The sequence below is a fragment of the Rhizobium sp. GCM10022189 genome (genome assembly GCF_042656325.1).
Taxonomy (GTDB): Bacteria; Pseudomonadota; Alphaproteobacteria; order Rhizobiales; family Rhizobiaceae; genus Rhizobium.
The window spans coordinates 367,381-390,933 of the sequence record NZ_JBHSOR010000039.1 but is presented as its reverse complement, the minus strand read 5'-3'; the positions used below and the strand labels follow the sequence as shown (position 1 = coordinate 390,933).

The 23,553-nt window shown below is 62.3% G+C and carries 21 protein-coding genes; 7 read left to right on the top strand and 14 right to left on the bottom strand.

Features of this window, described 5'->3' with window-relative positions; translation table 11 throughout:
- Positions 1–181 precede the first annotated feature (181 nt).
- The 7 genes from ACFPWW_RS16840 (at position 182) to mmsB (ending at position 7,368) form a co-directional block, all read left to right on the top strand.
- Entirely contained in the window at positions 182–1,393 is a 1,212-nt protein-coding gene (locus tag ACFPWW_RS16840; RefSeq protein ID WP_112570330.1) for an ABC transporter substrate-binding protein, read from the top strand.
- 3 nt (positions 1,394–1,396) lie between these two features.
- Positions 1,397–2,182: an ABC transporter ATP-binding protein gene (locus ACFPWW_RS16835; RefSeq protein WP_377312606.1), complete on the top strand. Its 786-nt coding sequence runs from the start codon at positions 1,397–1,399 to the stop codon at positions 2,180–2,182.
- Positions 2,182–2,883, top strand: coding sequence for an ABC transporter ATP-binding protein (locus tag ACFPWW_RS16830; protein ID WP_112703450.1), 702 nt, complete (start codon positions 2,182–2,184; stop codon positions 2,881–2,883). The genes ACFPWW_RS16835 and ACFPWW_RS16830 overlap by 1 nt, the downstream gene beginning before the upstream one ends.
- A gap of 4 nt (positions 2,884–2,887) precedes the next feature.
- Complete coding sequence (locus tag ACFPWW_RS16825; protein ID WP_112570324.1) at positions 2,888–3,775, top strand: branched-chain amino acid ABC transporter permease; 888 nt, start codon at positions 2,888–2,890, stop codon at positions 3,773–3,775.
- A 1-nt stretch (position 3,776) separates the two neighbouring features.
- Positions 3,777–4,766, top strand: coding sequence for a branched-chain amino acid ABC transporter permease (locus ACFPWW_RS16820; protein WP_377312605.1), 990 nt, complete (start codon positions 3,777–3,779; stop codon positions 4,764–4,766).
- Between the two features lie 115 nt (positions 4,767–4,881).
- The gene (locus ACFPWW_RS16815) at positions 4,882–6,477 is read left to right on the top strand and encodes a GMC family oxidoreductase (protein WP_377312604.1); all 1,596 of its coding nucleotides are present in this window, start codon (positions 4,882–4,884) and stop codon (positions 6,475–6,477) included.
- Between the two features lie 9 nt (positions 6,478–6,486).
- Entirely contained in the window at positions 6,487–7,368 is an 882-nt protein-coding gene (gene mmsB, locus ACFPWW_RS16810) for a 3-hydroxyisobutyrate dehydrogenase (protein ID WP_377312603.1), read from the top strand.
- A gap of 7 nt (positions 7,369–7,375) precedes the next feature.
- On the opposite strand, the gene ACFPWW_RS16805 is transcribed toward mmsB, so the two are convergent.
- From ACFPWW_RS16805 to ACFPWW_RS16740, 14 genes are all read right to left on the bottom strand, one after another.
- Positions 7,376–8,425: a DUF2218 domain-containing protein gene (locus ACFPWW_RS16805; protein ID WP_377312602.1), complete on the bottom strand. Its 1,050-nt coding sequence runs from the start codon at positions 8,423–8,425 to the stop codon at positions 7,376–7,378.
- Positions 8,422–10,419, bottom strand: a complete 1,998-nt coding sequence (gene fhuB, locus ACFPWW_RS16800) for a Fe(3+)-hydroxamate ABC transporter permease FhuB (RefSeq protein WP_377312601.1) — start codon at positions 10,417–10,419, stop codon at positions 8,422–8,424. Before fhuB ends, ACFPWW_RS16805 begins: the two co-directional genes overlap by 4 nt.
- Positions 10,403–11,278, bottom strand: coding sequence for an ABC transporter substrate-binding protein (locus ACFPWW_RS16795; RefSeq protein ID WP_377312599.1), 876 nt, complete (start codon positions 11,276–11,278; stop codon positions 10,403–10,405). Before ACFPWW_RS16795 ends, fhuB begins: the two co-directional genes overlap by 17 nt.
- A gap of 3 nt (positions 11,279–11,281) precedes the next feature.
- A complete protein-coding gene (locus ACFPWW_RS16790) occupies positions 11,282–12,061 on the bottom strand; it encodes an ABC transporter ATP-binding protein (RefSeq protein ID WP_112703455.1) in 780 nt (259 codons plus the stop codon).
- A 90-nt stretch (positions 12,062–12,151) separates the two neighbouring features.
- On the bottom strand, positions 12,152–14,314 hold the full coding sequence (locus tag ACFPWW_RS16785; protein ID WP_377312598.1) for a TonB-dependent siderophore receptor: 2,163 nt from the start codon (positions 14,312–14,314) through the stop codon (positions 12,152–12,154).
- A 162-nt stretch (positions 14,315–14,476) separates the two neighbouring features.
- Positions 14,477–15,361, bottom strand: coding sequence for a helix-turn-helix domain-containing protein (locus ACFPWW_RS16780; protein ID WP_377312597.1), 885 nt, complete (start codon positions 15,359–15,361; stop codon positions 14,477–14,479).
- Between the two features lie 116 nt (positions 15,362–15,477).
- Positions 15,478–16,233, bottom strand: a complete 756-nt coding sequence (locus ACFPWW_RS16775; RefSeq protein WP_377312596.1) for a fumarylacetoacetate hydrolase family protein — start codon at positions 16,231–16,233, stop codon at positions 15,478–15,480.
- 78 nt (positions 16,234–16,311) lie between these two features.
- Entirely contained in the window at positions 16,312–17,679 is a 1,368-nt protein-coding gene (locus tag ACFPWW_RS16770) for an FGGY-family carbohydrate kinase (protein WP_377312595.1), read from the bottom strand.
- Positions 17,676–17,996, bottom strand: a complete 321-nt coding sequence (gene rhaM / locus ACFPWW_RS16765; RefSeq protein WP_112753938.1) for an L-rhamnose mutarotase — start codon at positions 17,994–17,996, stop codon at positions 17,676–17,678. Before rhaM ends, ACFPWW_RS16770 begins: the two co-directional genes overlap by 4 nt.
- Positions 17,993–19,003, bottom strand: coding sequence for an ABC transporter permease (locus tag ACFPWW_RS16760; protein WP_112753936.1), 1,011 nt, complete (start codon positions 19,001–19,003; stop codon positions 17,993–17,995). The genes rhaM and ACFPWW_RS16760 overlap by 4 nt, the downstream gene beginning before the upstream one ends.
- Positions 19,000–19,989 (bottom strand): ABC transporter permease, encoded by a 990-nt coding sequence (locus ACFPWW_RS16755; protein WP_007825791.1) that lies wholly within the window; start codon positions 19,987–19,989, stop codon positions 19,000–19,002. Before ACFPWW_RS16755 ends, ACFPWW_RS16760 begins: the two co-directional genes overlap by 4 nt.
- A gap of 9 nt (positions 19,990–19,998) precedes the next feature.
- On the bottom strand, positions 19,999–21,534 hold the full coding sequence (locus tag ACFPWW_RS16750) for a sugar ABC transporter ATP-binding protein (protein ID WP_112703564.1): 1,536 nt from the start codon (positions 21,532–21,534) through the stop codon (positions 19,999–20,001).
- Between the two features lie 73 nt (positions 21,535–21,607).
- Complete coding sequence (gene rhaS, locus ACFPWW_RS16745; RefSeq protein ID WP_112570298.1) at positions 21,608–22,603, bottom strand: rhamnose ABC transporter substrate-binding protein; 996 nt, start codon at positions 22,601–22,603, stop codon at positions 21,608–21,610.
- 46 nt (positions 22,604–22,649) lie between these two features.
- Entirely contained in the window at positions 22,650–23,462 is an 813-nt protein-coding gene (locus ACFPWW_RS16740) for a DeoR/GlpR family DNA-binding transcription regulator (RefSeq protein ID WP_112570296.1), read from the bottom strand.
- Positions 23,463–23,553 lie beyond the last annotated feature (91 nt).

The window sequence follows — 23,553 nt, the reverse complement described above, 5'->3', positions numbered from 1 at the left end:
AGCGGCGTTATGACGGGTTCTGTTCAAAAACGAACAGATACTGTTTGGAATTAGATGTAAACCGCCAGTTGCCTCGTGGAGGAAATTCCGTGATCGTAGGGGCGGAGCGGCCGCTTTGAGGAGGGTTGGTCGCCAAATTTGAACAGATTCGCAATCTGGCCAATCTCTGGGAGGAGAGACTATGCGAAAGAATCTCATTGCGTCCGTTGCATTTCTGCTTGCAAGCAGCACCGCCGTGTTTGCCCAAAGTGCTGCCATTTCCGATGGCAAGGTCAAGATTGGCATTTTGAACGACCAGTCGGGCGTCTATGCCGACTTCGGTGGCAAGTCCTCTGTCGAGGCTGCGAAAATGGCCGTCGAGGACTTCGGCGGCAAGGTGCTCGACATGCCGATCGAGATCGTCGATGCCGACCACCAGAACAAGCCCGATATTGCCTCCAACATTGCCCGCCAGTGGTATGACACCGAGCAGGTCGATGCCATCATGGAACTGACGACCTCCTCCGTGGCGCTTGCCGTGCAGGCCATCGCCAAGGAAAAGAAGAAGATCGACATCGTGACCGGTGCCGCGACGACCGACCTCACCGGCAAGGCCTGCTCGCCCTACGGCTTCCATTGGGCCTATGACACCCATGCTCTGGCCGTCGGCACCGGCGGGGCGCTCGTCAAGCAGGGGGGCGACAGCTGGTTCTTCCTGACGGCGGACTACGCTTTCGGCTATTCGCTGGAACAGCAGACCACCGACTACGTGAAGGCGAGCGGCGGCACGGTCGTCGGTTCGGTGCGCCATCCCCTGTCCACGCAGGATTTCTCGTCCTTCCTGCTGCAGGCGCAGTCGTCAGGCGCCAAGGTCATCGGCCTTGCCAATGCCGGTCTCGATACGTCGAACGCCATCAAGCAGGCGGCCGAATTCGGCATCACCCAGGGCGGCCAGCACCTGGCAGCCCTGCTCTTCACGCTTGCCGAAGTTCATGGTCTTGGCATGGAAGCGGCGCAGGGCCTGACGCTGACCGAAGGCTATTACTGGAACCGGGACGACCAGAGCCGCGAATTCGGCAAGAAGTTCTTTGCCCGCACCGGCAAGATGCCGAACATGGTCCACACCGGCACCTACTCGGCCGTGCTGCAATATCTGAAGGCGATCCAGAAGGCCGGCACGGATGAAACCGAAGCCGTCGCCAAGCAGCTTCACCAAATGCCCGTCGACGACGTTTTCGGCCGTGGCGGCACGGTTGGTCCGAACGGCCGCATGATCCACGACATGTACCTGCTGCAGGTCAAGAAGCCGTCGGAAAGCAAGGAGCCGTGGGACTATTTCAATGTCCTGGCCACCATTCCGGGTAAGGAGGCTTACATCGATCCCGCCAAGAGCGGTTGCAATCTGGTGAACTGAGCGATGGCGGTTTCCGCGATTGAAACTGGGGCCAAGCCGCGGGTGGTGCTTTCCGCCCGCGGCCTGCGCCGTGATTTCGGCGGCTTCACGGCCGTCAAGAATGTCGATCTCGATGTGCATGATGCGAGCGTGCATGCGCTGATCGGGCCGAACGGCGCCGGCAAGACGACCGTGTTCAATTTGCTCACCAAGTTCCTGCAGCCGACATCGGGCACAATCACGCTGATGGGGACGGATATTACCCGAACGCCGCCTGACCGCGTGGCGCGCATGGGTCTTGTCCGCTCCTTCCAGATCTCGGCTGTTTTCCCGCATCTTTCCGTACTCCACAATGTCCGGGTTGCCCTGCAGCGGCCGAACAATCTTTCCACGCAGTTCTGGCGGCCGATTTCGGCGCTCGACAGCCTCAACGACCGGGCCGAGCAATTGCTTGCCAGCGTCGGGCTTTCCAAGGAGCGCGATCATATTGCCGCCGACCTCTCCTATGGCCGCAAGCGCGTGCTCGAAATCGCCACCACGCTGGCGCTTGATCCGAAAGTGCTGCTGCTCGACGAGCCGATGGCCGGCATGGGGCAGGAGGATGTCAGCGTCGTTTCCGCCATCATCCGAGACGTCGCGCGTGACCGCGCGGTGTTGATGGTCGAGCACAATCTCTCGGTCGTCGCCAATATCTGCCAGCAGGTCACCGTGCTGCAGCGCGGCGAAATCCTTGCCGAGGGCGACTATGCGACCGTCAGCCAGGACGAGCGCGTACGCGAGGCCTATATGGGGACGGAGGAACACCACTGATGGCGGCCCTTCTCGAAGTCCAGGGCCTGAACGCCTGGTATGGCGAGAGCCATATTCTGCACGGTATCGACATGACTGTCGGCGAGGGCGAGACGATCACCATTCTCGGCCGCAACGGCGTCGGCAAGACGACGACGCTGCGCACCATCACCGGCATCGTGCGTTCCCGCAGGGGAAAGATCAGCTTTGCCGGCACGGACATGATGCAGGTGCCGCTGCACAGGACGGCGCACAAGGGCATTGGTTTCGTGCCGGAGGAGCGCGGCATCTTTGCGACGCTGACGGTTTCGGAAAACCTGATGCTGCCGCCCGTCGTCGCACCCGGCGGCATGAGCCTCGACGAAATCTACGAGCTTTTTCCGAATCTCTATGAGCGGCGCACGAGTTCCGGCACCAAACTTTCCGGCGGCGAGCAGCAGATGCTGGCAATCGCTCGCATCCTGCGCACCGGCGTGCGCATGCTGCTGCTCGACGAACCGACGGAAGGGCTGGCGCCCGTTATCGTGCAGCGCATCGGCGAGGTGCTGAAGGCATTGAAGGAGCGCGGCATGACCATCGTGCTCGTCGAGCAGAATTTCCGTTTTGCAAGCCGTATTGCCGATCGTTTCTATCTGATGGATCATGGCCGGATGGTCTCGGAGTTCCCTGTCGGTGAACTGCCGCAGCGCATGGATGTGCTGCACAAGGTTCTGGGAGTGTGACGCGATGACGACGATCTTCGGCATTCCCCTGCAGGCGCTGTTCGGCCAGCTGCTGATCGGCCTGATCAACGGCTCCTTCTACGCGCTGCTGAGCCTCGGTCTTGCGATCATTTTCGGCCTGTTGCGCGTCATCAACTTCGCGCACGGCGTCCAGTATATGCTCGGCGCTTTCGTCGCCTATCTGCTCCTGAACTACCTCGGCATCGGCTACTGGCCGTCGCTGATCGTGGCGCCCGTCATCGTCGGGCTTGCGGGCGCCGTCGTCGAGCGGCTGTTCCTGCGTCGGCTTTATGATCTCGATCCGCTCTATGGCCTGCTTTTCACCTTCGGCCTGGCGCTCGCGGTCGAAGGCACCTTCCGCTATCTCTACGGCTCCTCCGGCCAGCCCTACGCAACGCCGCCTGCTTTGGCGGGCGGGACGAATCTCGGCTTCATGTTCCTGCCGATCTATCGCGGCTGGGTGGTGGTCGTCTCGCTTGTCGTCTGCATCGGTACCTGGCTGCTGATCGAAAAGACCAAGCTCGGCGCCTATCTGCGTTCGGCAACGGAAAATGCCACGCTCGTACAGGTCTTCGGCGTCAACGTGCCGGTCCTTCTGACCTTCACCTATGCGCTCGGAGCGGCGCTTGCCGCCTTCGCCGGCGTACTCGCCGCACCCATCTATCAGGTCTCGCCGCTGATGGGTTCGAACATGATCATCGTCGTCTTCGCGGTGGTCGTCGTCGGCGGCATGGGCTCGATCATGGGCGCCATCATCACCGGCTATGTGCTCGGCATCGCGGAGGGCCTGACCAAGGTCTTTTATCCGGAAGCCTCCAACATCGTCATCTTCGTCATCATGGCGATCGTGCTTCTCATCAGGCCGGCGGGCCTTTTCGGCCGGGATGCGTGACATGGCTGACATTACCGAAACCATCCGCACGGAAAAAAGCCGCACCGCACTTTCGGTGCAGACCGGGTTCCTGATCATCGGGCTCTTGCTTCTGCTGCTTGCGCCCTTCGTCTTCTATCCGATCTTCCTGATGAAGCTGCTCTGTTTTGCGCTTTTTGCCTGCGCCTTCAACCTGCTGCTCGGCTATACGGGGCTGCTGTCCTTCGGCCACGCGACGTTTTTCGGCGGGGCGGCTTATTTCACGGCCTATACCGTGAAGAGCTGGGGTTTCCCGCCGGAACTCGGCATTCTCGTCGGCGTTGCCGGGGCGGCATTGCTTGGCCTCGTCATGGGCTTCTTCGCGATCCGCCGGCAGGGCATCTATTTCGCCATGATCACGCTGGCGCTGTCGCAGATGTTCTTCTTCTTCTGCCTGCAGGCGGAATTTACCGAAGGCGAGGACGGTATCCAGTCGGTGCCGCGCGGCCACCTCTTCGGCTTCATCGATCTCAACAGCTCGACCAACATGTATTATTTCGTGCTGGCGGTGTTCCTGATCGGGCTGCTCATCATCTGGCGCTTCATCAATTCGCCCTTCGGCATGATTTTGAAATCGATCCGCGAGAATGAGCAGCGGTCGATTTCGCTCGGCTATTCGGTCGCGCGCTACAAGCTCGGCGCCTTCGTCATGTCGGCGGCGCTTGCAGGCCTTGCGGGATCGGTGAAGGCTCTCGTCTTCCAGTTTGCGACGCTGACGGACGTCGCCTGGCAGATGTCGGGCGAGGTGATCCTGATGACGCTGCTCGGCGGTATCGGTACCCTGATCGGACCGGTCTTCGGTGCCGGCCTCGTCGTGGCGCTGCAGAATTATCTGGCGACCTCGGAATTTCCGGTGACCATCATCACGGGCGTCGTCTTCATGATCTGCGTGCTGATCTTCCGCCGGGGCATCATCGGAGAATTCTACGCCTCCCGGCTCGGGCGCATGTTGGGCTTTGTCTATCGCCGCTGAACGGGCGGACCTTCTTTCCTGCAACGGGAAAGATGTGCAGCGGCGCCGCGAAATCCCACCTCCCTCTGCCTCGGACGGGGGAGGCGGGATGCAGCCATTTCGGAGTGCATGATCCATGGATCGTTATGACTATATCATCGTCGGGGCAGGCAGCGCCGGCTGCGTCCTCGCAAACCGGCTGTCGGCCGACCGTAACGCAAGGGTCCTGCTGCTGGAGGCGGGCGGCAACGACAATTACCACTGGATCCACATTCCCGTCGGGTACCTCTATTGCATCAACAATCCGCGCACCGACTGGTGTTTTACGACAGCGCCCGAGGACGGCTTGAACGGGCGGGCGCTGAACTATCCGCGCGGCAAGGTGCTCGGCGGCTGCTCGTCGATCAACGGCATGATCTATATGCGCGGCCAGGCCCGCGACTACGATCTCTGGCGGCAGATGGGCTGCATCGGCTGGGGCTGGGACGACGTGCTGCCGTTTTTCCGCCGGTCGGAAGACCACTACAGGGGCGGGGACGACATGCATGGCGCCGGCGGCGAATGGCGCGTCGAAAAGGCGCGCGTGCGCTGGGATGTGCTCGACGCCTTCCAGCAGGCAGCCAAGGAGGCCGGCATTCCCGAAACGGCGGATTTCAATCGCGGCAGCAACGAAGGCTCCGGCTATTTTGACGTCAACCAGCGCTCGGGCATCCGCTGGAACACGACCAAGGCCTTTCTGCGACCGGCCATGAAACGCGGCAATCTCCAGGTGCTGACCAAGGCGCAGGTGCGCCGGTTGCTGATCGAGGAGGGAGCCGTCGTCGGCGTCGAATTCCAGCACGGCGGCGCGGCCAAACGCGCCTATGCGACGAAGGAAACCGTGCTGTCGGCCGGCTCCATAGGCTCGCCGCATATTCTGGAACTGTCGGGCATCGGCCGTGGCGAGGTTCTGCAGCAGGCCGGCATCGACGTGCGGACGGAAGTGAAAGGCGTCGGCGAGAACCTGCAGGATCATCTCCAGCTTCGGCTGGCCTATAAGGTGACGGGCGTGTCGACGCTCAACGAAAAGGCATCGAAGCTGATGGGCAAAGCGGCGATCGGGCTCGAGTATCTCATGCGCCGCTCCGGCCCGATGGCGATGGCGCCCAGCCAACTTGGCATTTTCACGCGTTCCGGTCCCGACAAGGAAACGCCCGATCTGCAATATCATGTCCAGCCGGTCTCGCTCGACAAGTTCGGCGATCCCGTGCACCCCTTTCCGGCGATCACGGCGAGCGTCTGCAATCTGCGGCCGGAAAGCCGCGGCTCAGTGCATGTCTCCAGCCCGGATTTTGCCGCCCAGCCGACAATTGCGCCAAAATACCTCTCGACGCAGCGCGATCGCGACATAGCTGTTCGATCGATAAAGCTGACACGCCGGATCGTGGCGCAACCGTCCTTCGCCCGGTTTCGTCCGGAGGAATTCAAGCCGGGGCCGAGCTATCAGAGCGAGGCCGAGCTGGAAAAGGCGGCCGGCGATATCGGCACGACGATCTTCCATCCTGTCGGCACCTGCCGCATGGGCATCGACAGGGAAAGCGTCGTCGATCCGCGGCTGAGATTGCGGGCGCTGGCAAAGCTCCGGATCGCCGACGCTTCGGTGATGCCGGCCATCACCTCGGGCAATACCAATTCGCCGACGATCATGATCGCCGAAAAGGCGGCGGCCATGATCCTCGAAGACAACAGATAGGAGATGACCATGGCAAGGATCGGATTTATCGGGCTCGGCAATATGGGCGGGCCGATGGCGGCCAACCTCGTCAAGGCCGGCCACGAGGTGCTGGGTTTCGATCTGGCCGCTCCCGTGCTGAAGGCGGCCGAGGAAAGCGGCGTGAAGCCCGCCAGCCACGCCAGCCAGGCGGTCAAGGAGGCAGCAGTGGTCATCACCATGCTGCCGCAGGGCAAGCACGTGCTGACCGCCTGGACCGATATCCTGCAATCGACCGCGCAGGGCACGCTCGTCATCGATTGCTCGACGATCGATGTCGAAAGCAGCCGCAGGGCGCATGAAATGGCAAAAGCCGCGGGCTGCCTGTCGCTCGATGCGCCGGTTTCGGGCGGCACGGGCGGCGCGAGCGCCGGTACGCTGACCTTCATGGCCGGCGGCTCGGAAGAGGCTTTCGCCCAGGCGAGGCCGATCCTCGAGGCCATGGGCAAGAAGATCGTCCATTGCGGCGAGGCGGGGGCCGGACAGGCGGCAAAGATCTGCAACAACATGATCCTCGGCATTTCCATGGTCGGCGTCTGCGAAGCTTTCGCGCTTGCGGAAAAGCTCGGCCTCTCGCATCAGGCGCTCTTCGACGTCGCCTCCACCTCATCCGGCCAATGCTGGTCGATCAACACCTATTGTCCGGTGCCGGGGCCTGTGCCGACCTCGCCGGCCAACAACGATTACAAGCCGGGCTTTGCCGCCGCACTCATGCTGAAAGACTTAAGGCTTTCCCAGGAGGCCGCACTTGCGAGCGGGGCGTCCACACCGCTTGGCGCGCAGGCCGCGCAGCTCTACGCAATCTTCGAAAAGCTCGGCAATGGCGGCCGGGATTTCTCCGCGATCATCGAGATGTTCCGCGAAAAGGCGTAAGACGGATCTACCGCTCCCAATAAGCGCCGATGCTCATCCTGTGGCGGTCGTGGCCGCGCTCGGTCTTCAGGAAATCCCGGATGCGCTTGGCCTCGGACCGTTCGCAGCCGGCCCAGACGAAAGTGTCGCCATCAGCGTCCGCCAGCGCGTTCCTGATGGCGCCTTCGACCAGGCCGAGCGTGCCGGCGGGTGCGCCATTGCGATGCATCCAGGTGAGGTCGACGATACCGGCGGAGACCAGCGGCAGCTCTTCCGAAGGACTGTCGACTTCCAGGAATATCCGCAGCCGTGTTCCCGCGGGAATTTCCGCGGCCATGCGGGAAATAGCGGGCAGCGCCGTCTCGTCCCCGGCAAGGATCATCGATGTGGCGTCCGGAACCCCGCCGCCACCGGGACCGAGCGCACCGGCGATGTCGCCGGGCCTGGCATTCACGGCCCATTCGGCGCCGGGCATGTTTTCTCCCTCGTGCAGCACGAAATCGATATCGATCTCGCCACGCTCCAGGTTGATGTTGCGGAACGTGTAGATGCGCACGGTCAGCGCATCCTCGCCCTTTGCCCATTCGATGCGGCCGTCTGCGCGCAGTTTCGGCCAGACCGGAACACGGCCCTTCGGCGGGATCAACAGGCGGAAATGCAGGCCGCCGTGCGCGAAATGTCTGGCATCGTCGCAGGCAACGGTCACCCGCCGCATATGCGGGCTGATATTGCGGGCGCTGACCACGCGGATTTCGCGCAGGTCCGGCAGGCGGTCGGCTTTCGGCGCGTCCGACCACGTGAGTTCCAGCCTGTCTTCGCCGGCAAACTCGAAGAGATGTTCGGCAAGAACCGATCGCACGTTCTGGAGTGCCCGGGCGCTTCGGCAGGAAAGCTCGATAGCAAGCGCGCGCCCCTCATGGCGGATATCCGCCTTGCCGATTGTCATCTCCAGTGTCACGAGATCGCCGTCGCGATTGACGGTGCTGTGTTCGACGAAATGGGCGCAAAGCTCGTCGAGCATCTTGCCGGGATCGACGGCGATCGCGACGCCGGATGCGGTAAAACGTTCAGCCATCATTGCATGATGTCCTTTCGCGAGAGCAGCCAGATGAGGTAGGGGCCGCCGATCAGGGCCGCGAAGAGACCGACCGGCACCTGATAGGGGTAGATGACGATGCGCGAGAGCCAGTCCGCCGTCATCAACACACCGGCCCCGAAGAGCACGCTGGCGGCAAGCTGCTGGCCCGGCCGGTGGAAACCGGCAAGGCGGGCAAGATGCGGTGCGATGAGCCCCGTGAGGCTGAGCGGGCCGACGAGGAAGGAGGCGATCGCCGTCATCAGCGCCGCCAGCGTCGCCAGCGCCAGACGGCTTGCCCCGACGCGAAGTCCGAGCGCCCGGCTGGAATTGCCGCCGAGCGGCAGCATTGTCAGCCAGCGGCCGAGGAAGGGCAAGGGTGCCACCAGCACAAGGAGCGAGATCACTGCCGTCCAGGCTTCAAAGGCGCCGGCGCGATTGGTCGAACCGGAGAGCCAGGCGAGCAGGACGTAGCCGCGCATGTCGCCCTGCGCGAGCACCATCGTCACGATTGCCATGGCAAAGGCGCCGATGCCGACACCCGCAAGCAGCATGCGCTCCGGCGAAAATTGCGCGCGGGCGGACATGGCGATCATGGCCGCAAAGGCCGCGAGCGCGCCGAGCGCCATGGCAGGCAGCATGACGACCGGCGGGGGAAAGCCGAACAGGAAGAGCGCGACCGTCAGGCCTGCGCCTGCACCGCTACTGATACCGAGCACTTCCGGGCTTGCGATCGGATTGCCCGTCACCCGCTGCATGATGAAACCGGCCGCCGCGAGCATGCCGCCGGCACCAGCCGCGACGATGAGGCGGGGCAGGCGGAAGGGCAGAAGGTCGGTGAATAGCGGGCCGGTTGCGACATGCCAGCCGTCGTCGGCCGGCCCGAGCGCGAGGAAAGTGACGAAGAGCAGCAGGATGGCGACGCAAAGTGCGGCCAGTACGGCAAGCGGCTTTGTGAGCCGCCTCAAGCTCGGTGCCGGCTCTGCGCCAGCGGAGGAAACGGAATGCAGACGCGGCAGCAGGAAGAGCAGCAGGGGGCCGCCGAGCAGGGCGGTTGCAGCTCCCGTCGGCGCGAGATCGGTAAAGCCGGGACCGAGGATCTGCATCAGGCAATCGGTGAAGAACAGCAGACCGGCGCCTGTTATCGGCGCCGATATCATCAGAGTAGCGGTGCTGCGCGCGCCGAAAAGCCGGGCAATTGCAGGGGCGGCCAGCCCGAGAAAGCCGATCACGCCGACCTCTGCCGTGACCGAGGCCGCAAGCCAGACCGCGAGCGCGAGGATGGCAAATCGTGCCGAGTGCAGCGCCAGCCCGAGGCTCCTGGCGCTGGTGTCGTCGAGCGTCAGAATGCGAAGTGGCCGCACGAGAAGCATTGCCGCCGCAAAGCCGAGGATGAGGCGGGGACCGAGCGAAAGCACGCCGCTCCAGTCCTGCTGGCTGAGCGAGCCGGCGCCCCAGATATAGATCGACATGGCGTATTCGCCGCGCGCCAGAATGAGCGTGACGCTCAAGGCTGCGGCGATCATGCTGACGATCATGCCCGACAGGGCCACGGTGACGGGGTCGAGCCCGCGTCGCCAGCTGAGTGCCAGCACGATCGCGACCGCACCGAGCCCGCCGCCAAAGGCAACGATCTCCCGCGGGAAGCCAATCAGCAGCGGCGAGACGCTGAGCGCCGCCGTCATCGCCAGCTCGGCGCCCGACGCAATGCCGAGCGTCGAGGCATCGGCAATCGGATTGCGCAGCACCTGTTGCAGCAGCGCGCCGGAGAGGCCGAGTGCGGCACCGGCAATCAGCGTCAGGACGGCCCGCGGCATGATACTGTTCCAGAGCAGGATGCCATCGAGGGTGGCGGCCTGAGCCCCATCGCCCGGAACCTGTGGGCGCGTCGCGATCAACAGCACGAAGGCGGCGATGCACAGGGCCGGAAGCGCAACCGCGGCAAAGGGAATGCCGGCGCTGCGGGCTGGCCTTGCGTGACTAACCGTTCCATGCATGGGCAAGCCCCTCCCGAAGAAGATCGGCAAAACGCATGGCAGCTGGCAGTGCGCCATAGGGATTGATGGAGCCGAGCACGAGTACCCGCTTCTCGCGCACGGCCGGCAGCGCATTCCAGAAGGCACTTGTCGAAAGTGCGGCAAGCGCATCGGCAGGATGCGGCGGGATCATGACGATCCAGGCATCCGGCATCGAGGCCAGCGTCTCGATGCCGACAGGAGCGGCGGCCGAATAGCTGGTCGCGCCCTGCCAGGCATTGGTCAGGCCGACGCGTTTCAGAACCTCGCCGAACATGCTGTCGGAGCCGAAGACGCGGAAATGCCTGCTGTCACCGAGATTGATCGGGATCACGGGGCGGCCGTCGCCTGCAGCAAAGGTTGCCCGGCAGCGGTCGAGCCTGTCGGAAAGCTCTTCTGCGAGCTGCCTTGCGGCAGCCAGCTGCAGCCGTTCGCCGATCGCGAGCGTTGCCTGTTCGGCAAGCGCGTAAGGGCTTTCGCCCGGTTTATAGATCGCATGGCTTTCCACGGGGGCGATCGGCCGCATGCGGGCATCCGCCCAGGCGTAGAAATTCGAATTGAAGATCAGGTCCGGACGGACGAAGCGCAGCGCCTCGAAATTCGGCGTGCCGCGCAGGCCAAGATCGGCAATGTCATCGCGAGCAACAGGTGTCACCGCCACTTCGCGGAACTGTCGCAACTCCGTTCCGGCAACGACATTGGCGCCGATCGCCAGCAGGGTCTCCAGCAGAGCCCAATCAAGGGTCGCCACGCGCGGGCTTTCGCCCGCCCGCAGAAGTGCGGGGGCCGACAGCGTGGCCGCCGCAGCGGCGAGAAACTGCCTGCGCGAGAACAATGCCATGGTCTACAAAAGGTAGCTGACCGGCTCGTTGCGAACCGGATGCGGGAAGACGCCCATGCCGACGCCGAAGATCGACTGCAGCTTGTCGGCCTGCATGATATCGACGGGCTTGCCTTCGGCGCTGATCCGGCCACGGTTGAGCGCGATGATGGCATCGCAATAGCGTGCGGCGAGATTGATGTCGTGCAGCACGATGATCACAGTCAGCCCGCGTTCATGGCTGAGTTCCTGCACCAGCGAGAGCACGCTCGCCTGATGGGCAAGGTCGAGTGCCGAGGTCGGTTCGTCGAGCAGCAGGCAGCGGGCGTTCTGGGCCAGCATCATGGCGATCCAGGCGCGCTGACGCTCGCCGCCGGACATGCTCGCGACAAGGCGGTCTGCGAAATCCTCCAGCTCCGTGCGGACGATCGCTTCCTCGACCATGTCGCGGTCGGTGGTGCTGAAACGGCCGAGCGTGCCGTGCCAGGGGAAACGGCCGAGTGCCACGAGCTCACGCACGGTCATGCCGTCGGTCGCCGGCGTAAATTGCGGCATGTAGGCGACGTGGCGGGCAAAAGCGCGGCTGCCCCAATCGGCGGCGGCCTTGCCGTCGAAAGAGATCGAGCCGCTCTTCGGGGCGATCTGCCGGGCAATGATTTTCAGAAGCGTGCTCTTGCCGGAACCGTTCGGGCCGACAAGCCCGTAGATGCGGCCGGCCTCAAGCGTCAGATCGATGCCGTTGAGAATGGATCTGCTGCCGATCGCATAATCGATCCCGGCAAGGTTCAGGAAGGGCGTGGACACGAGGAAACTCCGGCTTTGCTGCAAAGGTTCGGGAGGGCCGAGCCCTCCCTTTATCGCAGCTTCCTGAAAAACTGAACTCGATTTGTCAACTTACCATTTCTTGCTGAGCTTGAAAGTGACCGTGCGGGCATCGCCGTAACCGCAGACCGTCAGGCCCTGGCAGCTTGAAACATATTCCTTGTCGAAGAGATTGGCGACGTTGAGCGAGGCGGCCCAGTTTTCCTTCTCGTAGCGGATTGCGGCGTCGAATACGGTCGCGGCCGGCACCTTCTCGGTGTTGTTTTCGTCTGCCCATGACCAGCCCTGATGCCGGACGCCGGCACCGAAGCTCAGGCCCTCCAGCGTGCCCGTCGTGACGAGGTAATCGACCCAGAGCGAAGCCTTGACCTTCGGCGTGATATAGGGGGATTTGCCGATGAGGAGAGGATTGGCTTCGTTTTCCAGCACTTCCATATCGGTATAGTCGAGGCCGGCAGTGACCTTCCAGTTGTCGTTGACGTTGACTTTGCTCTCGAGTTCGAAGCCGCGCGAGCGGACCTTGCCGAGCTGGCTCTGCTCGAACGTGAGCGGATTGGTCACGGCATTGTTGCGCTTGTCGATCTGGAACACAGAGGCGGTGATCGTTCCGTCGAAGAAGGTCGGCTCGTATTTGACGCCGCCTTCGATCTGATAGCCTTCCTCGGGCTTGAGAGGACCGGAAATGCCGGTGCCGATCAAGGGGTTGAAGAAGCTTGCGACACTGACATAAGGGGTCAGGCCGTTGTCGAACTCGTAGGCAAGGCCGGCACGACCGCTGGCTGCGCCGTCATCGAAGCTGTAGCTCGTTCCGATCGCGGCATCGGAATCGATATCGACATGGTCGTAGCGGCCGTTCAATGTCAGCAGCCAGCCATCGCCGAAATGGATCTGGTCCTGAGCGTAGATGCCGATCTGTTTCATGGTGACGATGCCATCGGCATAGACGAAATTGGCGCCCTGGGGCGTGCCGTAGACCGGATCGATTGCGCTGATCGGGTTGGAGCCGCAGCAGGCCTGCCAGTTGTCCAGCCGGTAGTACTTGTAGTCGATGCCGGCCAGCAGGTTATGAGTCGCGCCGCCGAGTTCGGCCTCGCCCTCCAGGCGGTTGTCGATGCCGACGGAATCGACGCCGGAGCGGCCTTCGAAGCCGATGCGGGCAAGGTTGTAGTCCGGTGCTGTCGGCGTCCCGCCGACATAGCCGTTGAGATATGGGCCTTGCTCATGCTTGTCGAGGTGGCCGTAGCGGAAGTTCGAGGTGAATTTCACGCCGCCGTCGAATTCATGCTCGAATTCGTATCCCACCATCTTCTGGACATAGCTGCCGTCGTCGAGGTCGGGCTCGCCGTAGAAGGCGTCGCGCGGGATCTTGCCGAAGGGTGCGTCCACGACCGTGCCGACATAGGGGAAGAAGCCGTTGCCGGTATGGACCTGGTCCAGGCCGCCCAGATAACTCCAGACGGTAAAGCTCGTCGCGTCGTCAGGCGCGATCTTCAGCTGCGGCATGATGAAGCCGCGGAAATCATGCGAGAAATCTGAGTAATTGTCGCCGCCCGCGACCTTGCCGGTGAGGCGATAGGTCATCGTATCGCTGGAGCCGACCTTGTCGGAAATGTCGAATCCGGTAAAGGCATTGCCGTTACTGTTTATGCCGATATCTGTGTAATACAACGGCTCGTCCAGCGGGCGCTTGCGCACGAGATTGATGATGCCGCCGGGATTGGAGCCGCCGTAAAGCACGGAGGCCGGGCCTTTGAGAACTTCCACACGCTCGAGCATGAACGGGTCGATCTGGAAGCCGCCGAAGCCGTAGCTGAAGAGGTTGAGGTTGTCGAAGAAAACGCCGGTCTGCGTGGCGTTGAAGCCGCGAATGTAAAACCAGTCGGTATCAGGATCGTTGCCGAAGGGCTGGGTCGTGACACCGGGCGTATAGAGCAGCGCCTCGTCGACCTTGTTGGTGATGCCGCGATCGTCCATTTCCTGCCTGCCGATGACGGAGACCGACTGCGGGATTTCCTTGAGTGGCGTATCGCTCTTGGAGCCGGTAGACGAGTTCTTCGCGACATAACCTTTGACCGGGCCGGTGGCACTGCCATCGCCGTCCTGGATGACGATCGGCGCCAGTTGCGTCGGATTGGCATCCTGAGCAGGAGCGGAGGATGCCGCCATGATGCCGGCGACGGCCGTTCCTGCCAGTAAACATGTCCTGAAGATGAGCCCTTTGGTCTGCGCTCGCATAGATTACCCCACTCGTGCCACGGCCCTTGCTGCCGCGGTATGGCCTTGAATAAGTCGAGTGTTTAACTCAAATTTAATCAGGCGGATTGTCGCGATCGGGTGGAAATTGAACGTTCTTGGGCAATTTTCCGCATTGCAAGCAAATGCCCGGAAGTGTTGCAATCAGGCAAGCTGCGCCTTTTTCCAGTTCGCCGGCGTGGTTCCGAGATGCTTGCGAAAGACTCGGGTAAAATGCGCCTGATCGGCAAAGCCGGTTTCCACGGCGATGGTCGTCAGGGGATATTCGCTCGTGAGGAGCAGATGCTTTGCGCGCTCGAGGCGCGTATTGGTCTGATACTGATGCGGCGCCACGCCCGTCGAAGCCTTGAAGGCATGGCTGAAATGCGATTGCGACAGGCCGGTGACGGCGGCCAGTTCTTCGAGGCGGATATTGCGCAGGCAATTCTCTTCGATGAACTCCGTGGCGCGCCGCAACTGCCAGGCGGCAAGCTTGCTGCGCTTGCGTGGCTGCACTCTTGTGAGTTTCAGGACATCGATGATGAGGGCGAGCGACAGCCCGTCGCCATAGAGATCATGCAGCGGCTGCGGATTGACGCATTCGGCGGCGATCAGCTGGGCGAGCGACAACAGGCGCTCGTCGGAAAACAGAAGTTGCGCGCTGGCAAGCCGCTGGGGATCAAGGTCGTCGCCGAGCCGGCGGCTGATGGTCTCGACGTCGAAATGGATGTCGAGATGGCGCACGGAATGCACATCCACCAGATCGGCCCAGACTTCCATGTCGGCAGGAACGTAGGAGATCGGCCGCTTTTCTGCGTCCTGCACCGTGCCGTGCGCACGCGGCGAAAGTTTCACCCGCGAATCGCCCGGCCCGCGCTTTTCGAGGAGGATGAAAAGCCGCGGGTCCCGGGATACATAATAGCCGCCGGACCGGGGAGCGCAGTCCACATCCCAGACATCGGCCACGATACCGTTCCATACCCGGCGGTTGACGCCCTTGGTGACGGAAAAGCCGTGGATCCTGTTCTGCATGCGCGGTTGAAACGTCATTTCTACTTCCGCCTCCGGCCAGATGGCCGGCATAAACCTTCGTCATAAACTCAAGTTTAATACAAGAAGCGGGGCAGCATGACAATCACCCAGTTTGGGCGTGAAAAATGCCGAGGTCAAACGACGGAGAACACCAGCCGTGCGCCGTCGCCAAAGCGGATATCGATCTCGCCGGGTTCGGCGAGTTCGACGGCGCCGCTGAGCGTGCCGGTGGTGACGAGCGCGCCTGACTTCAGTGAACTTTCCGGCCGCAGAGGATCGTTGGCATAGTCGACCAGCCAGGACAGGACGTCGCCCTTCGGGTGCTTGGCGAGGCCGTCATAGATCGTCCTGCCGCCATGAGTGACCGTCAGCGGCGTGCTTGCGGCGGTATCGATGATACTCTTGGATATGGAGGGACCGAGCACGTAGCCGCTGTTGCCGAGGCGGTCTGCAAGGAAAAGCAGGAAGGAGACGGCGCCGCTTTCCTTGACCGCGCTGACCAGCAGTTCGGCGCCGAGATAGGCGGTGGAAATCGCATCGAGAACTTCGGCGCGGCTGTAGGGGGCGCCTTTGCGATAGGGCAGGTCCCTGCCGAAGCGGACGGCAATTTCGGTTTCGAATTTCAGGCCCGGATACCAGGCAATAGTGGCGCCGGAGACAGTCTCGGCATAGGGATGGAGGGGCGCAGTGACCGGCTGCCCCTCGGGAGAAACCGTCACCTTCCAGGCGTTGCTTGCAACACCTTCTTCGGCCTTCAGGGCATTCTGCGTTTCCATCGCCTGCTGCAGGTCGGCCGGCAGCGGGAAGGCGCTCGTCGGTTCCTGCTTTCCGGCCTGGCGCAGGCCGTGGAGCTTGGTGGCCACGGCGCGCGGGTCGAATGAATCAGTCATGCTCTTTCCTCCATCAGATCGGGAGGTGCCACACTAGCGGCGCAGCCGACTTGAACAAGGCCACTCTTGGAAAGACTGTTATTCCATCGCGGCGTACCAGCGCTTCCGGTAGTCGGGAAGGCCCGGAATCGGCCGAGGCGGGACGTGTTTTTCAACCCCGGATACCGGCTTGATGCCGGCAAGAAGGGCCGCTCCCTGGCTGGTGCCGGTCGATCCCGGCAGCGCCATCGTGTCGCGGCCGGTGATGGCGGCAAGCAGCGACAGATAGGTTTCGTTCAACGCGAAGGGACCCTCGACGATGATCGGGCCTTTGGCGCCGATCAGGCCGAGGCAGGCCTCGGTCATCAATGCGAGATAGAGGCAGGCGGCGGCAAAGCGCTGCTCGCGGCTGGCGCTTTCCGCACCGATCCAGCGACTGACCTTGCCGGGAAAGGGACCGGAGCCCGGTGCCACATTCGGCAGCAGCATGATGCCCCTCGCCACAACGTCATTGATGACCGCACTCGCTGCCGCATCCCCGACCTGGCCGATCTCGGCCGACAGCATTTCGAATTCACGGCCGCCCATGAAGCGGGAGGAGGGCACGGCACGGCCATAGGCATCGACATTGGCAAGCGCGTCGCGCGTCGCGTCGAGATGGTCGAGATCGCCGCCGACGCCGAAATTGATGACCCATGTACCGGTCGAAACGACGGCAAACGGCGATTTGCGGCCGACGAGATGCGGCAGCAGCGAGGCATTGGAATCATGGATGCCGCAATAGACAGGCACGGAAACGCCGATCTCTTCGGCGATCTCCGGCAGAACGGGGCCAAGCGCATCGAAGGCCGAACGGATCGGCGCCATCCGGTCACGAATGGCAAGTGTGTCGACCAGGGAGGAATAGGCGCCGGTTTTCGGGTTCCAGAGATCCGTATGGCAGCCGAGCGAGGTCGTCTCGTTTGCGGCGACACCGGTCAGGCGCGCCGACCAATATTGCGCATAGGTCAGGATCACAGCCGCATTCGCGAATTCTTCGGGGAATGCAGTCTTCTGGTAATGAAGCTGCGCACCGATGTTCAGCCCCATCGACAGACGCGGAGAGAAGGTCTCGGCAAAAGGCGGGCGCAGCGCATCATAGGCCTCGCGGATCTCCTGCGGATATTCGTGCTCATAGTCGATGACCGGCATGGCAAGCTTGCCGTCAGCCCCCAGCAGGGCAGCGGCCGCACCATGTGTGGTAATCGAGATCGCGTCGAAGCCTGGCTCGCTGGCAAAAGCCTTCAGAGCGGCAAGCGCGAAGCGCCAGAGCGCTTCGATATCGTAATGCGGATAGAGGCCGTCGCGGATGACCGTATTCGGCTGCTTGCGGACCGCGATTTCAGCACCTGTCGCGCTTTCCAGCACGACGACCTTGGCGTTTGTCTTGCCGATGTCGAGAACGGCGATGTGGCGGTAGTCGCTCATGGCATGTGGAAGACGGTCACGAGGTCGCTTTGGACGGGCGAATTGTCCGGATTGGTTTCCATGATGTCGGCCATATGCGCCCACCACTTCTTCATGACGGGATGGTCCGGCAGGTTTGCCATCGTGTGATCCTTCGGCCGGGTCAGCACGCCGAAAAGCGTGTTGGTCTCGCGGTCGAGGTGGATGGAATAGTCGCTGGCGCCGGACTGGTGCAGAAGATCGACCAGTTCCGGCCAGATCTCGTCGTGCCGCTTCCTGTATTCGGCTTCCATGCCGGGATTGAGCTTCATCTTGAAGGCGTGTTTTTCCAGGGTCATTTGGCGCTCATGGCTTTGATGCGGCGGGCGATGATCGGGATGGCGATGGTGATGATCAAAAGCAGGCCGATGAAGATCGACATGACGATGCCGGGCACGTTCAACAGGCCAAGCCCGAAGGTGACGAGCCCCATGACGAAGGCGGCAATGACGACGCCGCCGATTGTGCCGGAGCCGCCGAGGATCGAGATGCCGCCGAGCACCACCATGGTGACGACTTCAAGCTCCCAGCCTTGCGCGATCGACGGACGGGTGGAGCCGAGGCGCGAGGTCAGGCAGACGGCGGCCACTCCGCTCATCACGCCGGTCAGCAGGAAGAGGATGAATTTCACGCGCTCGACCGGGATGCCGGAGAAGCGGGCGGCGAAATCGTTGTTGCCGATCGTATAGACCTGCCTTCCGAAGTTCGTCGCATGCAGCAGGATGGCAAAGAGGATCGCCAGAACGATGAAGAGCACGAATTCGAAGGAGAAGACCCAGACGACGTAACCCTGGCCGAAATAGGCGAAATCCGCCGGGTATTTGCCATAGGCCTGATCGCCGAGCACGATGTAGGAAATGCCGCGGAACAGGCTCATCGTGCCGATCGTGACGACGATCGACGGCAGCTTCAGCACCGAGACAAGGAAGCCGTTGAAGATGCCGCAGAGCAGGCCCGTGCCGATGCCGATCAGCACGAGGCCCGGCGTGCCGACGCCGACCTGAGCCGCAGCCCCCATCGCCGTCGAGGCAAGCGCAATGATGGCGGCAACCGACAGGTCGATCTCGCCGGCAATGACGAGCAGCGCCATGGCAAAGGCGATCATTGCCTTTTCGGTGAAGTTGAAGGTCGCGTCCGAGAGGTTCCAGGCATCGAGGAAATAGGGCGAGGCCACGGAATTGAAGATGAAGATCAGGACGGCCACGCCGAAAAGCAGCACTTCCCAGCTCGCCATGATGCGCCTGAACGGCGTGCCGAGACGATCGGGAATGACGCGCTTTTCGGGACTGGAGGAAACCATGCTCATGCTGCGACCTCCGCTGCTGCGCGGTCACGCAGGATGATGCGCCCGCGATTGCGCTCGCGCCTTGCGTTGAAGACGACGGCGAGGATGATGACGGTTCCCGAGATCGCCATCTGCGTGAAAGGCGAAATGCCGATGACGGGAAGGGCGTTCTTGATGACGCCGAGGAAGAGTGCGCCGAGCACGGTGCCGGCAACCGAGCCGACGCCGCCGGCAATGGAAATGCCGCCGATCACGCAGGCCGCGACGCTGTCGAGTTCGAAACCGTTGGCGATATCGACATAGGCGACTGCGTAGCGCGAGACCCAGAGATAGCTGGAAAGGCCGGCAAGCGCGCCTGACAGCACGAAGGCCAGGAATTTCGTCTTGCCCGTATCGATACCGGCATAGACGGCGGCCGTCGGGTTGCCGCCGGTCGCATAGGCTGAGCGGCCGAACTGGCTGTAGCGCAGCAGCATGTACATCAGCGCGACGATGATGATCGCAACCCAGCTCAGGACCGGCAGGCCGAGGATCGGCGTGCGCGGAACGGAGAGGAAGATGGGCGTCATCTGGTGTGCGTTGACCCAGGCGCCGCCCGACAGCACGAAGGCCATGCCGCGATAGATGGTGAGCGTGCCGAGGGTGACGACGATCGGCGGGATTTCGAGGCGCCAGACGAGGAAGCCGTTGATCGAACCGAGAGCCGCGCCGATCACGACTGCGGCAAGGATCAGCACGATCAGCGGCAGTCCGGGAAAGGCCGCATTCATCATCGCGATCGCCATGCCGGTGAAGGCGAGGTTGGCCGCAACCGAAAGGTCGATCGATTTCGTCAGGATCACCGTCATCTGGGCAAGCGCCAGGATGATGAGGATCGCCGTATCGTTGAAGATGCCGGCGAGATTGTCCGGGGTCGCGAAATCTGCCGCACGCGTCGAGAAGACAGCGATCATCACCACGATGATGGCAAAGAGCAGGGTTTCGCGTTTTCTGATCAGTCTCATCATGCCGTCACCTCACGCATTTCCCGTCGCCGCGCGCACCAACGCTTCCGGCGAAAGCTGATCGCGCTCGAAGAGTCCGGCCGACAGGCCTTCCTTCATGACCAGCACACGGTCCGACATGCCGATGATCTCGGGCAGTTCGGAGGAGATCATGATGATGGAGAGGCCTTCGGCCGCAAGTTCGCTGATAAAGCCATGAACGGCAGCCTTCGAGCCAATGTCGATACCCTTGGTCGGCTCGTCGAGGATGATGACCTTCGGTTTGGTCGCCAGCCACTTGCCGATGACGACCTTCTGCTGGTTGCCGCCCGAAAGTGTACCGACCGGCACGGAAAGGGCAGCGGCACGCAGGTCCAGCCGCTCGGCATATTTGCGCGCGAGCGCGAATTCTTCGGCCGCCTGCAGGAAGCCCTTGCGCGACGTGCGCGCCAGCGATGGCAGCGTCATGTTCTGGTAGATCGGCATCGGAAGCGCCAGGCCGTGACGGCCGCGTTCTTCCGGCACATAGACGATACCGGCGCGGATGGCCTCATGCGGCGAGTTGATCGAAATCTCCTGGCCTTCAAGCGTCAGCCTGCCAGAGAGCGGCCTGGTGATGCCGAAGAGCGATTGGGCGAGTTCCGAGCGTCCGGCGCCAATCAGGCCGTAGATACCGAGGATTTCGCCCTTGCGCAGCGTCAGCGAAATATCGCGGAATTCGGTGCGGTGGCTGTATTTCTCGACCTGGAGCACCGGCGCGCCGATTGCCACGTCGATCTTCGGGAAGGCGTTTTCAACGTCGCGGCCAACCATCATGCGGACGATTTCGTCCTGCGGCGTTTCCTTGAGCTTGCCATGACCGACAGCGCGGCCGTCGCGGAAGACGACATAATTGTCGGCGATCTCGTAGAGTTCGTCGAACTTGTGACTGATGAAGAGAATGGCCTTGCCACTCGCCTTCAGGCCCTCGACGATCCGGAAGAGGTCGTCGATCTCCTTGCGCGAGAGGGCGGCAGTGGGTTCGTCCATGATGACGATGCGGGCCTCGATCGACAGGGCGCGAGCGATCGCCACCAGATGGCGCTGCGCAATCGAGAGGTCCTTCAGGCGGATCGTCGGATCGATATTGCTTTCGAGCGAGGTCAGCAACGCCCGGGAGCGGTTGTTCATCTCGCTCCAGTCGATCGTGCGCCAGCGGGTGCGCGGCGCGTGACCGAGGAAGATATTTTCGGCAACCGAAAGCTCGTCGAAGAGCACGGTTTCCTGATGGATGGCAGTCACGCCGGCGTCGATGGCGGCCTGCGCCGTCGCAAAATGTGCCGGTTTGCCATCGACGATGATTTCGCCCTCGTTGGGGCGGTAGATGCCGGTCAGGATCTTGACGAGCGTGGACTTGCCGGCGCCGTTTTCGCCGATCAGTGCCGTCACCTTGCCGGGATAGAGCGCGATGCTGACATTATCGAGCGCTTTGACGCCCGGAAAGATCTGTGAGATGCCGCGCATTTCCAGAATGGCGGGTACGTCATCGGCTTTTGCGTCCGGGACGGGGTGTTGAAGGGCAGGGGTCATCAGCAAGCTTACCACCATCGAAAGAGAAGCCCGGCGGTAGGGCCGCCGGGTGTCTGTTCATGATCTCTGAAAATCAGAAGACCTTGGAGAACTGGTCGATGTTCGAGGCATTGTAGACGAAGGGATCGGCCATGGCAGCTTCGCCGTTGTCGCCAACCTTGATCTTGCCCATGCGGCCGGCTTCGATTTCGCTGCCGGGCTTGCCGTCGGTATCACCCTTCACAAGGCGATAGGCGATCTGGGTTGCGGAGTAGCCGAGGTCGATCGGGTTCCAGATGGCGAATTCCTTCGTCGCACCGGACTTGATCGCACCGGCCATTTCGGACGGCAGGCCGAGACCGGTCACGTAGACCTTGCCGACCAGACCCTTGTCTTCGACGACCTTGGAGGCGGCCAGAACGCCGACCGTCGTCGGAGCGACGATGACCTTGACGTTCGGGTTGGATTTCAGCAGGCCTTCGGCTTCACGATAGGACTTGTCCGAGAGGTCGTCGCCGTAAACCGTGGTGACGAGGTTGAGGCCCGGGAAGTCCTTGAGCTGCTTCTTCATCTGGTCGATCCAGATGTTCTGGTTGGTCGAGGTCGTCGTCGCCGACAGGATGGCGAAGTCGCCCTTGCCGCCGTCCAGATGATCCTTGGCGAGCGTCAGGCACATCTTGCCGATCAGCTCGTTGGAAGACGGGTTGAGCTGCAGGATGCGGCCTTCCGGAGCAACGCCGGAGTCCCAGGAGATGACCTTGATGCCGCGCTGGGCAGCCTTCTTCAGAGCCGGAACGACGGCGTCCGGGTCGTTTGCCGAGATCGCGATGGCGTCGACGCCCTGCGCGATCAGCGAGTTGATGACTTCGATCTGGCCTTCGGCCGTCGTCGTCGTCGGGCCGGTGTAGATCACCTCCACGCCGCCGAGTTCCTTGGCTGCTTCCTGAGCACCCTTGTTGGCGGCGTCGAAGAAGCCGTTGCCGAGCGACTTCACGACGAGGCCGATCTTGATGTCCTTGGCGCTGGCGTTGCCGGCCATCATGGCGACGGCGAGCGCTACGCCGAGCGCAAGTGTCTTTGCAAGTTTCATGTCATGTCCTCCCACTAAGATTAGACTTCCACACCCCGGCGGCGCCTCATGCGACCGACGAGGAATCCTCCTTCACAACCTGGGCCACCGGGCTTGCGACAACGAGCCGGATGCCGGCATTCTCGATCATGCGCGCCGCTTCCTCCGAGATGCCGTCATCGGTGATGACCACAGAAACGCGGTCGAGCGGGCAAAGAATGAGGCTCGACCGGCGATTGAATTTGCTTGAATCGACCATGACGACAAGCTCGTCGGCCTGGTGCATCAGTTTCTGCTCGCTCTGGATGATGAGGGCGTCCGCCTCCATGATGCCGAGCGGGCCGACGCCCTGGGCGCCGATGAACATGCGCCGCGCATAGAAATTGCGGATCGCATCATTGTCGAAAGGCGACAGGATCAGGCTCTGCTCGCGATAGATCGCGCCGCCCGGCACCGTCACCGTGTTCTTGGAATGCTTCACCAGATGTTCGGCGATAGCAAAGGAATTGGTCATGACCTGCATGCGATGGCCGGCCATATAATGCACCATCTGGAAGGTCGTGGTGCCGCCATTGATGATGATGGCGTCGCCCGCTTCGCAGAGATCGACGGCTGCGCGCGCGATTGAGCGCTTTTTATCGATGTTGACGGATTCTGAAACCCTGAAGGGCCGCCCCGCGAGATTGCCGAGCTGCGGCGGGTGGACGGCCTCCGCGCCGCCACGCACGCGCCGGATCTTGCCCTGCACATGAAGAGCCGCAATGTCGCGCCTTATCGTCGCTTCAGAAGCATCCGTCAGTTCGGAAATGTCCTGAATCGTAACGACGGACTTTTCCTGAACGGCGCTTAAGATAATGCGATGGCGTTCGCGTTCGTGCATTGGGCTCCTCCTCTTGTCATATTTATTTCGTATCCGTTAAAGCCTGTCAATCAGAAACGATCATAAATTTTCATATTGCGATGCAACATAA